13 protein-coding genes are annotated in these 13,732 nt (G+C 55.8%); 4 read left to right on the forward strand and 9 right to left on the reverse strand.

Features of this window, described 5'->3' with window-relative positions:
- Window positions 1-6: 6 nt before the first annotated feature.
- Genes C812_RS19190 through C812_RS19210 form a run of 5 tightly spaced genes read right to left on the reverse strand, consistent with a single transcriptional unit; the run spans window position 7 to window position 5,288 of the window.
- Window positions 7-999: a phosphotriesterase family protein gene (locus C812_RS19190; protein WP_016314302.1), complete on the reverse strand. Its 993-nt coding sequence runs from the start codon at window positions 997-999 to the stop codon at window positions 7-9.
- A 48-nt stretch (window positions 1,000-1,047) separates the two neighbouring features.
- A complete protein-coding gene (locus C812_RS19195; RefSeq protein WP_016314303.1) occupies window positions 1,048-2,346 on the reverse strand; it encodes a PTS ascorbate transporter subunit IIC in 1,299 nt (432 codons plus the stop codon).
- Between the two features lie 19 nt (window positions 2,347-2,365).
- Entirely contained in the window at window positions 2,366-2,629 is a 264-nt protein-coding gene (locus C812_RS19200) for a PTS sugar transporter subunit IIB (RefSeq protein WP_016314304.1), read from the reverse strand.
- Window positions 2,630-2,649: 20 nt separating this feature from the next.
- On the reverse strand, window positions 2,650-3,105 hold the full coding sequence (locus C812_RS19205) for a PTS sugar transporter subunit IIA (RefSeq protein ID WP_016314305.1): 456 nt from the start codon (window positions 3,103-3,105) through the stop codon (window positions 2,650-2,652).
- 23 nt (window positions 3,106-3,128) lie between these two features.
- Complete coding sequence (locus C812_RS19210) at window positions 3,129-5,288, reverse strand: BglG family transcription antiterminator (RefSeq protein WP_341860327.1); 2,160 nt, start codon at window positions 5,286-5,288, stop codon at window positions 3,129-3,131.
- A gap of 256 nt (window positions 5,289-5,544) precedes the next feature.
- Between C812_RS19210 and C812_RS19220 the strand changes: the two genes are divergently transcribed.
- The 4 genes from C812_RS19220 to C812_RS19235 are packed head-to-tail and all read left to right on the forward strand — an operon-like array spanning window position 5,545 to window position 8,915.
- Window positions 5,545-6,228 carry a GntR family transcriptional regulator gene (locus C812_RS19220; RefSeq protein ID WP_016314307.1) on the forward strand — a complete coding sequence of 228 codons (684 nt, stop codon included), beginning with the start codon at window positions 5,545-5,547 and terminating at the stop codon, window positions 6,226-6,228.
- A gap of 46 nt (window positions 6,229-6,274) precedes the next feature.
- Entirely contained in the window at window positions 6,275-7,348 is a 1,074-nt protein-coding gene (gene uxuA, locus C812_RS19225) for a mannonate dehydratase (protein ID WP_016314308.1), read from the forward strand.
- A gap of 22 nt (window positions 7,349-7,370) precedes the next feature.
- Window positions 7,371-8,225: an SDR family oxidoreductase gene (locus C812_RS19230; RefSeq protein WP_016314309.1), complete on the forward strand. Its 855-nt coding sequence runs from the start codon at window positions 7,371-7,373 to the stop codon at window positions 8,223-8,225.
- 54 nt (window positions 8,226-8,279) lie between these two features.
- A complete protein-coding gene (locus C812_RS19235; protein WP_016314310.1) occupies window positions 8,280-8,915 on the forward strand; it encodes a polysaccharide deacetylase family protein in 636 nt (211 codons plus the stop codon).
- A gap of 318 nt (window positions 8,916-9,233) precedes the next feature.
- On the opposite strand, the gene cobA is transcribed toward C812_RS19235, so the two are convergent.
- From cobA to nirB, 4 genes are read right to left on the reverse strand one after another with little or no spacing between them, the layout of a single operon-like run.
- Window positions 9,234-10,007, reverse strand: coding sequence for a uroporphyrinogen-III C-methyltransferase (gene cobA, locus C812_RS19240; RefSeq protein WP_016314311.1), 774 nt, complete (start codon window positions 10,005-10,007; stop codon window positions 9,234-9,236).
- The gene (locus C812_RS19245; RefSeq protein WP_016314312.1) at window positions 10,004-10,876 is read right to left on the reverse strand and encodes a formate/nitrite transporter family protein; all 873 of its coding nucleotides are present in this window, start codon (window positions 10,874-10,876) and stop codon (window positions 10,004-10,006) included. Before C812_RS19245 ends, cobA begins: the two co-directional genes overlap by 4 nt.
- Window positions 10,877-10,935: 59 nt before the next feature.
- Window positions 10,936-11,250, reverse strand: a complete 315-nt coding sequence (gene nirD / locus C812_RS19250) for a nitrite reductase small subunit NirD (protein ID WP_016314313.1) — start codon at window positions 11,248-11,250, stop codon at window positions 10,936-10,938.
- A gap of 23 nt (window positions 11,251-11,273) precedes the next feature.
- Window positions 11,274-13,712 (reverse strand): nitrite reductase large subunit NirB, encoded by a 2,439-nt coding sequence (nirB, locus tag C812_RS19255; RefSeq protein WP_016314314.1) that lies wholly within the window; start codon window positions 13,710-13,712, stop codon window positions 11,274-11,276.
- Between the last annotated feature and the right edge of the window lie 20 nt (window positions 13,713-13,732).

Here is a 13,732-nt window from a genome sequence, read left to right on the forward strand (position 1 = left end):
GCCCCCTCATCGCTTGAAGCTAAAGCAGTTCGCCGGATTTTCCACGAAAAATTGATGCACCAGCTGCTGCCCGTCAAATCCCGCCTGTTCCGCTTCGGCCACAAACCGCGGAACCCATTTGGCAATAATGTACTCCAGTCCCAGCCCATAATCGTAATGCTTGTAATACGATTTCCGGGCGGTATCTCCGCTGATGAGGATCTGATTGGCATAGCCTTTGCGGACGAGATCGAGGATCAGCCCAATGCGGGTACTCTCAGGGCCGTACTTGATCTTGCCGATGCCGTCGAAGGAGAGATAAGCACCGGTCTTGGCAAGTTGCTCATGGTAGTAAGGATCTGGGTTGCGGTCCATGTGACCCAAGCTGACGAAGTGAAGATCAACCCGCTCGCTGCGAAGCAGCTCAAGTTGTTCCAAGCCCATCGTCCCAACCTCGGTATGGGAGTGGATCGGGGCCTTGGTTTCGTGATGGGCCCTGGCAACCGCCCGCAGCGTTTTCTCCTCCAGCGGCGTAATCCGGTTATACCCCGTCCCGAATTTCACCTGGCCTGCTTTGAAGGGCGTACCTTCTAAGCCTTCCTCAACCTCGCGAATCACGAAATCGGCTAATTCGTTGATGCTCTTCGCTTCAATCCATTCGTAATACGTGTCGTAATTTCCGAGGATCGGCTTCAGCTCATCCTTGATCTGGGCATCCCAAAGGAAGCTCTTGTTAAACCCGGCGGTCCCAATAACGCGCACCCTAGTTTCCTTCATGATGTCAACTACCGCCTGCACATCTCGACCGTAATCAATCGCCGTTGCGTCGACGATCGCCTCCCCGCCATGCCGCTTAAAATCAAGCACGTCACGTTTGGATTTCTCCGGATCATCCAGCAGCAAATCGTCTTCCCCGCGCTCCGACCAGTAAGCAGGCCGGCAGACGAGATGTTCATGCGAATAAGTAAACCCTAGCTGATCTTTGGGGATATCCCCGTCCAGCGTACGTATGAAGCTCATCTCGGCGTTCCCCCCAGCTGATTTGTAACCTTCCGATGGATCACATCCTTAGAACAGGAGCTGCGACAGCAAGCGAATGATCGGTCCGAGGATGAACATATCCGTATCGGCTGCCCACATGGCTGTGTCCGGCACCGTCGTGGAAATCAGATAACGAACCATGATGAATTGGCCCCAGGCCACGATCGTTGCGGTGATGAAACCACCCAACAATGCCCCTCTGACTCCGCCGGTGGAGTTCCCGAACACCCCAGCCGTAGCCCCGTGGAAGAACAACACGATCATCGTTGGGACGAAAATGTACGCCACCGTGTTCCCGAGCACAACCAGCCAGATTAATGCCCCGACGAAAGCGCCAAGGAAACCGAGAATAACCGCATTGGGTGCATATGGATAAACCACCGGGCAGTCGAGCGCCGGTTTTGCACCCGGGACGAGCTTGGTCGCAATTCCGTTAAATGCCGGAACGAGCTCCCCGATAAACATCCGGACCCCAAGCAGGACGATGGCAATCCCGCCCGCAAAGGTCAGCGATTGAACGATCGAATAAATAATGAAGTTTTGATCTCCGGACTGGGCCACCAAGTTCTGCGCTTCCGGCGTTCCTTTTAACATGAGCACAACCGCGCCTACGAAGAACAACAAGCCCATGCACAGTGCCGTAATGACGTTAGAATCGCGAAGAAACTCCAGCCCCTTCGGCACCTTGATTTTTTCGGTATCATTCTCTTTGTTCCCTAACCATTTCCCTAAGAGTGCCCCGAGCAGACCGGCTGCTGCCGACGTATGCCCTAGTGCGATATTGTCATTCCCCGTAATTTTGCGCATGAATGGCTGAGTCAGTGCGGGCTGGAAGGTCCAGTAAACCCCCAGGATGATCGCGATGAACAGAATCAGCCCCCACCGTGGAACCGAATCTCCAGCAGTATGAATTACGATTCCGGTAAAAATGGTGGACGTCCAGAACATCATGTGTCCGGTCAAGTAGATGTACTTGAACTTCGTGAACCGGGCCAACAGCACGTTGATCAGAAAACCAAGCAGCATCGCCATCGTCACAGAGCCGCCAAACTGCGCATTAAAGGTCTTCTGACCAAGGAAGTTCGACAGGCTTTCCGACTCCAGCCCGAACACTTCTTTCCACATGGGCTCGAAAACGTTCAATGCCCCAACGATGACGCCGGAACCGGCGGAGATGATGAGGAACCCAATCACCGCCTTAAATGTGCCGCTGATCACTTGACTGGTCGATTTCTTTTGCAGCAGTAAACCCAATAAAACGATGAAGCCAAGAAGAATTGCCGGTGTCCCAAAGATGTTGTTGGATATCCAGAATAAAACATCCATTGTCCCTTCCTCCTTCTTTTTACATAGCTTCTTTCAGGTTTTGCCGAATCTCCTCTAAGTCAAAGTAATTGTTGACGATGATGATTTGTGCCCGATGGTCAGGCAGGCTTCGAGCCAGCTCATTGTTCGTAATAATATAATCTGCCGGCATACTCGAGGCCGAAGAGACATCCATATGATCCACCTCAGCCTGGATCCCCATCTCCCTTAGCACCGTTTCCACATTCATGCGTAAAATCAAGCTGGTTCCTTGTCCTAAACCGCAAACGCAGATGATCTTCATGGAGATTCCTCCCGTGTTGGTTATTCTCCCTGCTCGATAATTGAGGATTCGATCAATCCCTCGATATCCTCAGGGGTTCTCGCTGCTTTCAACGCCTCAATATTCGTTGGTTCATTGAGTAAAGTGGTTAATCTGCGTAACAGATCGATATGCTCCGAGCTTGACGAGGAGCCTAGGGCGAACACGAGCTCGACGGGATCATTCTCGGGATGTCCAAAGGCCACGGGCTGCTTCAGCCGGACGAAGGAAACCGAGGCTTCATGAACACCGGACTCCGCTTTGGCATGAGGGATTGCAATGTGCGGAGCGACCACGATATAGGGCCCCTGTTCTTGAAAAGCCGTCAGCATCGCTTCCACGTAGCTGTCCTCAGCCGCCCCGATCTCAACTAATAACTGCCCGGCAGCGCGAATCGCCTCCTGCGCGTCCTTCGCTTCAACATCCAGCGAGATCAGACTTGTATCCAGAAAACGCATCGATAATCCTCCTTAAATATCCGTCAAGCATCAGAATAATGTTGGAATAACTGCATTATTTCGGCTTTGTCATCCGTGCTCCCCAGAACGTGACGGTTCCTCTCTTCCATCAATAGGTTCGCCAACTGGGTGAGCGCCCTTAAGTGGAACTGTCCATCGATGCCAACTACGACGAATAGCAGATTGACGAGGTGATTCGGCTGATCACTGAAGGGAACTCCATCTCGAATGACTAGCAAGGATATGGAGGCCCGAACCGCCCCGTCCTCGGGCCTGGCATGCGCGATCGCAACCCCCGGCGTGGCAATTATGTAGGGCCCGTATCGATCGATGTAATCGATCATCGCTTGCACGTAACCGCCAGTTATAGTTCCTTCCTGCAGCAACGGCTGGGCTGCAAGCCGGATTGCTTCACGCCATCCCAAGGCCTGTTCCCGAATCGTAATGCGTGAAGGCTTTAACAGATCAACAAGTGTTGGCTTATTCTCCTTCGATTTAGGCGGCTGGACTTTAGTTGATGACAGATACCGCTGGATATCCCTTAGCAGCGCCTCTCGATCGGGAATGGCGACGTGTTGGCTCACCAAATCCACAATTTCCTGCGCCGCAGGAAAGGCAGAGCTGCCCTCAGCCACCCCCAGATAAGGGTTCACCCGACTTAGCAGATGCGTCTTCTCGGCGTCGCTCATTACCGCGTTCAAGATAAACACCGGAACCTGACAGCCCGACAAGGGAACCGTTGAGAAGATCAGGTCGACGGGATCCGTGAATTTCTCAAATTCTCGCAGGGACAGCACTGCCACTAAATCCAGGGAGGGGAAGAGCTGCTCCAGCTGATTTTTAAGCAGCCTTGAAGCCGAAACTCCGTTTACACAAACGACAGCAGCCCGTTTCCGATGCTCCGTTTTCGCTTGCTCCCTTTTGAGCCAGCCCCCAAAATGCATCGTCAGATAGGCGATCTCATGACGGCCTAGCGGCTTCTCGAATAACCTCTCCAGCGGGGAAGCGGATTTTCGAGTCAGCTCGTACACTTCCCGGTACTCTTCTAGGATTTTGTCCGTCAGCGGGTTATCGATGGTGAGTCCATATTTGATGCGATAAAACATCGATTTGACGTGAAGGAACAGCTGCTTAACCAAAGCCTCCCGGTTCTGAAAATAGACGCAGCCGTTCTTAGCGAACTGGTCGATAACCTCCTCTGTCGCTGCACGCAGTCGCTTCGTCTCCCAAGTATCGGATTCCACCTCGACCCGATTTACTTTGGCCGCCAGCAAATAAATCGCCAAGTACCCGATCTCGTCTTCTGGTACGCGAAGGTCAAACCGTTCCCCAAGCTCATCGGCGATTTGCGTCGCCGCCTTGAACTGGAGCGTTTCGCGTAAGGCCGCCTTCTCTTCTTCCTCCAGCTGTACCGTTCGCCCTTGCTTCATACGGTTGGCGGACAACCAAATGCGCAGGGTCAAATGCAGAATCGTCTCATCTGTCCATTCCATGCCAATCCGCTGCTCGGTGGAGACGATGATCCGGTATACGGAGGCCAGCTCCTCCTCCCGGAACGCTGGGAAGTGGCGCCGGAATAAATCCGTGTGAATAAGGCCGTCAAAGGCAGGAGACGAAGGATTCCAGTCAGCATACGACAGCTGCTCAAACAAGAAGCGAGACAAGACCGCCCGAATGTCTTTCTCATTCCCTTGAATAAAATAGCCTTGTTTTCGGTCGAACTGGATGCTTAGTGCATAATCCTCCAGTTCTTTCTTCAGACGCTTGAGCTCCGCATGGGCGGTTCCCCGGCTTACCTGAAGCAAAGCCTCCATATCATGCAAGAACAGGGGGGTACTCCGGTTGACGAGTCTCAGGCAAAGCAGGGCTTTTCGCTCACCGCTGGATAGATAGTATTGCTGCGGCTGTACGGATTGGGCCATGCTCGGAAGCTGGGATCTCGATGCTTCGGGGAGCAAGAAGCCCCGGCCGCGTACATATTGCACGGGAGCCAGCCCGCCTTGGCGAAGCCAGTGATTGATTTTGTCCATGTCGTAGTAAATCGTCCGCTTGGAGACATGGAAGACATCCATCAATTCTTGCACTGAGAGGTAGCCTGGGGTCTGTTGAACCAGGGCAAGGATCGAAGAACTTCGCTCGTCAAGGATGTTCCACCACCCACTTTCATCGATAGGTACTTCTATCCTATTAAATTGGAATCCAGGGGTATTCCTACCTCAACCGCGCAATTGTTGTATTTTTGAAGTTTGCAAATTTATACGGTAGAAAATATGCGGGTAAATCGATTTTGCCTCTTGCTAACCAGCAGGTTCCATACTACCATACAAGTATGGCAGTTAAATGGATCTGGGAAGAGCACCAAGACAGAGGATGGACATTAGGCAAGATGGAACGAGAACAAATGCTAGAGCTGGGCCCCGGCCCAAAGGAGGTGAATGGATGAGCGACAAATGGCTGACACAGACGGGTTCGGCGGGTAACGTCGTATATGCCAAGCTGAAGGAACAGATCGTCACGCTGGAGCTGCCTCCGGGGACTACACTATCTGAAAAAGAGATGTCGTTAGCCTTTCAGGTGAGCCGCACCCCGGTTCGGGAGAGCTTCGTACGGCTGGCGCAGGAAGGGCTGGTGGTGGTCCTGCCGCAGCGTGGTACGCGGGTATCGCTGATCGACCCCGAGCTCGTGGAGGAAGCGCGGTTTATGCGGGAGCAGTTGGAACGCGCCGTGATCCGGCTCGCCTGCGAACAGTTCCCGGAAGCGTTGCTGACCGAGCTGGCCGACAACTTGGCCCGTCAGCAGGACAGCATCCGCCGGCACGACAACCACGCGATGTTTGCGCTGGACGAGGAGTTCCACCGCATTCTATTTGCGGGCTGCCGCAAGCTGGGTACCTGGGACGTCATCCAGCAGATGAACGCCCACCTCAATCGGACGCGAGTGCTTTGGCTGACAACCGATCCGCATTGGGAGAATCTCTACGAGCAGCACCAAGACATGTATGAGGCGATTGTTGCCCGCGACGCCCATCGGGCCGACCGGCTGATGATGGAGCATTTGCAGCTCAGCATCTCCAATTTACCGGTGTTGCAGGAGCGGTATCCGGACTATTTTAAGCAAAGCTAACATCCAGCTCTCCCCCAAATAACCAGATAGGCGGTGAAGGTAAAGTATGCGTATGACATTTCGTTGGTTCGGCGAAGGCAATGACACGGTCACGCTGGATCAGATCAAGCAAATCCCCGGAGTCGAGGGTCTCGTATGGTCGCTGCATGACGTGCCTGCCGGAGAAGAATGGCCGATGGACAAAATCGAAGAGGTGAAGCGGCAAGCTGACCGCTATGGGTTTCACCTCGATGTGGTGGAAAGCGTCAACGTGCATGAGGATATCAAGCTGGGTCTGCCATCGCGCGACCAGTATATCGAAAACTACAAGCGTACGATTGAGAAAGTCGCCAAAGTCGGCGTTAAGGTGATCTGCTACAATTTCATGCCGATCTTTGACTGGCTGCGGACGGATTTACATAAGGCGGGGGCGGATGGTTCGACAGCGTTATTTTATGAGAAAGCCCGCATCCACAATATCGATCCGTTTGAGCTGGTGAAGGTGATCAACCAGAACAGCGCGCTGACGATGCCCGGTTGGGAACCGGAGCGGCTGGAGCACTTGACCTCCCTGTTTGAGGCGTATCGAGGCGTCACGGAGGAGGACTTGTGGCGCAACCTGGAGTATTTCCTGAAGGAAATCGTTCCGGTGGCCGAGCAGCACGGAATCAAAATGGCCATTCATCCGGACGATCCGCCGTGGTCGATCTTTGGGCTTCCGCGTATTATCACGAATCAGGACAATCTGCGCCGCTTCCTGAAGCTCGTCGACAGTCCATCCAATGGCATTACGTTGTGCAGCGGCTCGCTGGGGGCGAATCCGGAGAACGATATCATTGCAATGATCCATGAATTCCATGACCGGATTCCGTTTGCCCATATCCGCAATGTGCGCGTGTTTGATAACGGTGATTTCATGGAAACGTCACACCGGACTCAAGACGGCACCGTCGATATCGCCGGTATTGTGAAAGCGTATTATGACACCGGTTTCACGGGGTATGCCCGTCCCGACCATGGCCGCCACATCTGGGGCGAAGAATGCCGTCCGGGATACGGCCTGTACGACCGAGCGCTTGGCATCATGTATCTGTGGGGCTTATGGGACGCCTATGCCAAGCAGGCCGGTCAGCTAAACTAACCCAAAAGGAGTGAAGCAACCGATGAGCAACTTGCCAGTACATCCTGCATTGGCCGGCAAAACAGCCGTCATTACCGGCGGCGCCGGGGTGCTGTGCCGGGCAATGGCCCGTGAACTAGGCCGTCAGGGGGCGAAAGTGGCGATCTTGAACCGCACGCTCGCCAAGGCCGAAGCCGTGGTGGAGCAGATTCGCACCGACGGCGGCGTGGCTGCGGCATTTGCCTGCGACGTGACGGATGTCGAGAGCGTGAAGGCGGCGGAGGTCGCAGCACGGGAGCAGTTTGGCCCGTGCGACATCCTCGTCAACGGAGCCGGCGGCAACAATGCCAGCGCCAATACAACCAACGAGATTTTTCGGGCGGAAGATGTCGCGAATCCGGAGGTCACCAGCTTTTTTGATCTCAGCATTCCCGGCGTACGCGGCGTTCTGGACTTAAACTTCATGGGGACGTTGATCCCGACACAAATTTTCGCTAAAGCAATGATCGGGCGTCCCGGCGCGACGATTATCAACATCTCCTCCATGAGCTCGTACAGTCCGATGACGAAGGTCCCTGCCTACAGTGCGGCCAAAGCGGCGATCAACAACCTGACGCAGTGGCTGGCCGTGCATCTGGCGGAGTCCGGCATTCGCGTGAACTCGATCGCCCCGGGATTTTTCCTGACCGAGCAGAATCGCAGCTTACTAACGAACCCGGACGGGTCGTTAACGGAGCGCTCGAACAAAATTATCACCCATACCCCGATGCGCCGCTTTGGCGTACCGGAGGATTTGCTGGGTACGCTATTGTGGCTGGCTGATGCGGAAACGTCTGGCTTTGTGACCGGCACGGTGATTCCCGTCGATGGCGGTTTTATGGCTTACTCGGGGGTTTAAAAGGTCGCGGTAGTCGTACGCGGGACTTCGATAAAGAAGGAGATGCGTTAGAAAATGGCTGATTTTCAAGTGATTAACGAGCTGCCTATCCAGGATAAAGCGGTTGCCTTCACGTTCGACGACGGCCCCAATCCGCTGTACACCCCGCAGGTTTTGGAGATTCTAAGGGAGGTACAGGGCAAAGCAACGTTCTTTATGATCGGCACGCAGATGGAGAAAAGCCCGGAAACCGCCAAGGCTGTGCACGAGCAAGGCCATGAGATCGGTAACCATACGTACACGCACCCGCACTTGCCGGATCTTCCCCCGGAGGAATGCCGCCGGGAACTGCAGCTGACGGAGGAGCTGATCGAGCAGGTCACCGGCGCGAAACCGAAGGTCTTCCGCCCGCCTTACCTCGCAACCTCCGAGGAGGTGGCCGCCATCACCGCCGGTGAATTCGGCTATCCCGCGATTGGGGCGGTGAATGGCGCGGCGATGGACTGGGAGATGCCCGGCGTGGCGCACATTGTGGAGAAGACGCGGGAGCAGGTCCGCCCGGGCAGCATCCTGCTGTTCCACGACGGCTTCGACGACCGTTCCCAAACCGTGGAAGCCGTGCGCATCCTGGCTGCCGAACTGACGGCTGCCGGATACCGGCTGGTGACGGTCAGCGAGCTGCTGTCGTTAAGCAGAGCCGCGTTGGAATAAGGCAAAAGGCCAAAAGGAACCTCACGAATGAGGAGCTCCTTTTGGCCTTTTTTCTGTTCGGATGGATAACGAAATGTAAAAGTGCAGGCGAATCTTGTCGAATGTACCTTGTATCGATGGATGAAATGCAAAAGTACAGTTCATTTAACCGCCTAGAGCCCATTTCTCATCAAAACCCGCTTACTCAACTGCACTTTTACACTTAATCTCGCAGAAAAGCCGATTTTCCTCAAAATGAACTGCACTTTTGCAGTTAGGCTATAAACAAGGGACAGTGGGGTGGTTGTAAGTTAGCAACTACCTATGACCTCCCTCGCTTCACGACCCGTAGTACACCTCCGCCTGATGCTCGAACAACTGCAGCTGCTCGCGGACGCGCACCACCTCGCCGACGACGATCAGCGCCGGGTTGCTCAGCTTCACGGCGGCGGCCAGCTTGTGCATGTCGTCCAAGGTACAAGTAAACGTACGCTGCCGGCAGGTCGTGCCGCGTTCGATCAACGCCACCGGCGTTAAGGCCGGCTTGCCATGGCGGAGCAGCTCATCACGGATGGCGCCGATTTGGCTGACGCCCATGTAGATCGCGAGTGTGTCGACGCTATGCGCCAGCAGATCCCAGCGAATCGGCGTCTGATCGCCGTGGCAGCGGCTGCCGGTCACGCAGGCGAACGAGGCGGCCGCCCTGCGATGCGTCAGCGGCACGCCGGCGGAAGCCGCCGCGCCCAGCGCTGATGTGATGCCGGGAATCACCTCATAGGGGATTCCCGCAGCGGCCAGCGCCAGCGCCTCCTCCCCGCCGCGCCCGAAGACAAATGGGTCGCCGCCCTTCAGGCGCACGACCCGCTTCCCGTCCATGGCGTAGCGGATCAGCCAGCGCTCGATTTCCTCCTGCGGCATCGCATGGCGTCCCGGCGCCTTGCCGACGTACACCAGCTCCGCGAACGGCCCGGCGTACGCCAGCAGCTCTTCACTGACGAGGCGGTCGTACAACACAACCTCGGCTTCCCGCAGCCGGTTCATCGCCTTGACCGTGATCAACTCGGGGTCGCCGGGCCCCGCTCCGATAATACTAACCGTTCCGGGCTGCTTCATAGGCGTTCCCCTGCCACGGACAACGCGCGGCCATCCGGCTCAGCCATTTCCGCTCCGGTAACCGGTGCCTTCGCTCCGCGCCGCAAGCTGCCTTTTTGCGCCACATACAGCATCAAACCGGTGAACACGACGCCGCCCAGGAAGTTGCCGATCAAGACAGGAATTTGGTTCCACAGCCACCAGTCGGCCATACTGACGTCCGCTCCCAGCATCATGCCAGCCGGGATGACGAACATATTCACGACCGCATGCTCGAACCCTTGTGCAAAAAAGATCAGGATCGGCAACCACATCGCTGCGATTTTGCCTGCCGTCGACTTCGAGGTCATCGCCATCACCACGCCCAGCGTAACCATCCAGTTACACAGAACAGCCTTGATGGTGACCAGCGCGAGACCGCTGCCGCCCATCTGCTTGTAAGCCAGCGTCTTCGCTTCGCTCGTCTGGATCAACATCTGCACAAGCGGGTGGGACAGGTCCGTGCCCATTTTCGTAATCGTCAGCCCATAGAGAACAGCATACACAGCACAGCCGATGAGATGCCCGAGGATCACCCATCCAAAGCTGGACAACATCCGCCCCGGCGAAGCCTGCCGTTCCATCACAGCCAGCGGGATCAAGGCGAAGCTGCCAGTGACAAGCTCCAGGCCCAACAGGACGATCATCACAAAGCCAACCGGGAAAATCACCGCCCCCACGATCCCCAGCGAGGTCTGTTGCGTCGCGGTAAACGCCAAGGTGGTGGCGAACGCCAGGATCGCTCCGCCCAAAAATCCTTTGACCAGCAGCTGCAGAATGCTGAGGTTGGCTTTATTTTTCCCGGTCTCAATCATGCTCCCTAGTACTTCTCCTGGTTTGACGTAATCCATGGTTCGTCCACTCCTTTATTCGCACTGCGATTCTCTATACGCTCTATACGCCCTATACGCTACAGTGAAATATATATAGCTCCGGTCGCTTCATCCACTTCGATCTCATAGACCGTGACCTCCCCGTGGTCGGGCTCTTGGACACGTCCGCTCCGCAGATTGATCTTCCAATCGTGCAGGGGACAGTGCACGGCTGCACCGCACACCATCCCTTCCGACAGCTTGCCGCCTTTGTGCGGACAGCGGTTTTCAATGGCGTGAACACTGCCGTCGCTGAGGCGGAAAATCGCAACCTCCTTCCCCTCAACAAACACCGTGCGCGAACCTCGCCGATCAATGTCGTCCAACCGTGCCACTTGAATTTTAGTCATCATGGTATCTGCCCCCCAAAAAAAGATCACGAATTTTGCAGCTGTACGTCCTGCAGCGGTTCGAAGTTTTTGCGCAGTTCCCGATTTTCAATAATCTCTTTCCACGGGTCTGTCGTCCGGCTTAAGGTGTCTTGAATCCGCTCAGCCAGTGCTTTCCGTTCATCGGCTTGCTCCAACACTGCCTTGATGGCGTCCAATCCTACCCGCTCAACCCACTGCGCTGTCCGTTCGTTCCAGCTGGCTTGCTCACGGTAATGCTGCAAGAACGCTGCGGTCCATTCGACCACTTCATCTTCGGTCTTCACTACGCAGAGTAAATCTGCCGCCCGAACTTTCACACCGCCGTTACCGCCCACATAGATCTCCCAACCGCCGTCAATAGCCACAACGCCAAGGTCCTTAATCGTGGCTTCGGCGCAGTTCCGCGGGCAACCCGATACCGCCAGTTTGACCTTGCCTGGGGTGTTCAGGCGTTCAAACGCTTTTTCCAGTTGAATGCCCATGCTGATGGAATCTTGGGTGCCGAACCGGCAGAACGTGGAGCCGACGCAGGTCTTCACCGTCCGCAACGCCTTGCCGTACGCATGACCGGACGGCATATCGAGCTCTTCCCACATTTTCGGCAAATCCTCCTTCTTTACGCCCAGCAGGTCAAGCCGCTGTCCGCCGGTGAACTTCACCATCGGCACTTGGTATTTCTCGGCAACCGCCGCAATTCGCTTGAGTTCAGCCGGTGAGGTTACACCGCCGTAAATCCGAGGCACCACGGAGAACGTTCCGTCCTTTTGAATGTTGGCATGATAACGTTCGTTGGCGAAGCGCGATTCTTTCTCATCCACATACTCAGCCGGCCACAGCATCCCCAGGTAGTAGTTCAACGCGGGACGGCACTTCGAGCAGCCCTCCGGCTCGCGCCATTCCAGCACGTTCATCACCTCGCGCACACTCTTGAGCCCCATCTCTATGATGCGGGCGACGATCTCGTCGCGGCCCAGAAGTGTACAGCCGCAGATGCCTTCCTTCACCGCTTTGACATCGCCTTCTGCATATAGATGCAGCAGTCCCTCGACCAGCGGTTTGCAGCCGCCGCAGGAGCCGGACGCCTTCGTGCACGCTTTGATCTCGCCGACGCTGGAGCAGCCGCCCTTCACCGCTTCGACGATAGTGCCTTTGGTGACGCCGTTACAGCCGCAGATGATTTCGTCGTCCGCCATTGCGGCCAACCGGGCATTCGGGGACGAGGCCCCTGCCCCGGCTTGACCCGGAGTAAACCCAAGCAGCAGCTCCTTCTCTTTCCCGGCTACGGATTCACCGCTTTTGATCTTGGCGAATAACGATGGGCCGTCCGTCGTGTCGCCGAACAGTACCGCGCCGATGAGCCGGTCGTCTTGCAGGACGATTTTACGGTACGTGCCTTCCAGTTCGTCTTGAATGCGCAGCGAGCGCGTGCCTGGCGCATCATTGAAATATCCCGCTGAAAAAACATCCACTCCCGACACCTTCAGCTTCGTCGAAGTGACAGATCCTTCGTACGCGGCGGTTTCGACACCAGCCAGCCGCTTGGCCAGTACACTGCCTTGCTCATAGAGCGGGGCCACCAGCCCGTAGGCGATGCCGCGATGCTCAGCGCATTCCCCAACGGCATAAACCCCCGGTGCGCTGGTTTCGAGATAATCGTTGACGATAATGCCTCGCGCCACATTAAGGCCTGCCTCTTTTGCCAATTCAATGTTTGGTTTGATGCCGACGGCCATCACGACAAGGTCCGCTTCCAATCGGCTTCCGTCTGCGAATTCCAGCCCCTCGGCCCGCCGTCCGCCGTAAATGCTGGCTGATTGCTTTTGCATGAGGAACTTCATGCCTTGCGCTTCCAGCTCATGTTGCAGCATCCGCGATGCCGGCTCGTCGAGCTGACGCTCCATCAAGTAAGGATGGATATGCACGACGGTGACGTCCATGCCGAGATTAAGCAACCCGCGGGCCGCTTCCAGGCCTAAGAGACCGCCGCCGATCACCGCGGCTTTTTTATGTTTGCGGGAGGCCTCCATCATCAGCTCGCAGTCCTTGATATTGCGGAACCCAATGACGCCATCCTTACGTGCCCCGGGAATCGGTAAGATATATGGATTGGAGCCCGTGGCCAAAATCAATGCGTCGTATTCTGCTTCTACCCCGGAGGCCGATACGACCTTGCGCTTATCGGTATCGAGCCGAACAACCTCATCGCCCAGATGGAGGTTGATGTGATTTTCCTCGTACCAGGCCAAATCGTTAATTACAATCTCCTTCATGTCTGCCCCGCCAGCCAACACCGAAGACAGCATAATCCGATTGTAGTTCGGATACGGCTCTGCACCGAATACCGTAATCTCGTACGCCTCCGGAGCCAGCTTCAGCACATGCTCCACCGTGCGGATTCCCGCCATCCCGTTACCGACCAGCACCATCTTTTTCTTTTGGTTCATCTCCATCTCCCCTTTTCCCA

Origin of the sequence: Paenibacillus barengoltzii G22 (assembly GCF_000403375.2) — a bacterium.
Classification (GTDB): domain Bacteria; phylum Bacillota; class Bacilli; order Paenibacillales; family Paenibacillaceae; genus Fontibacillus; species Fontibacillus barengoltzii.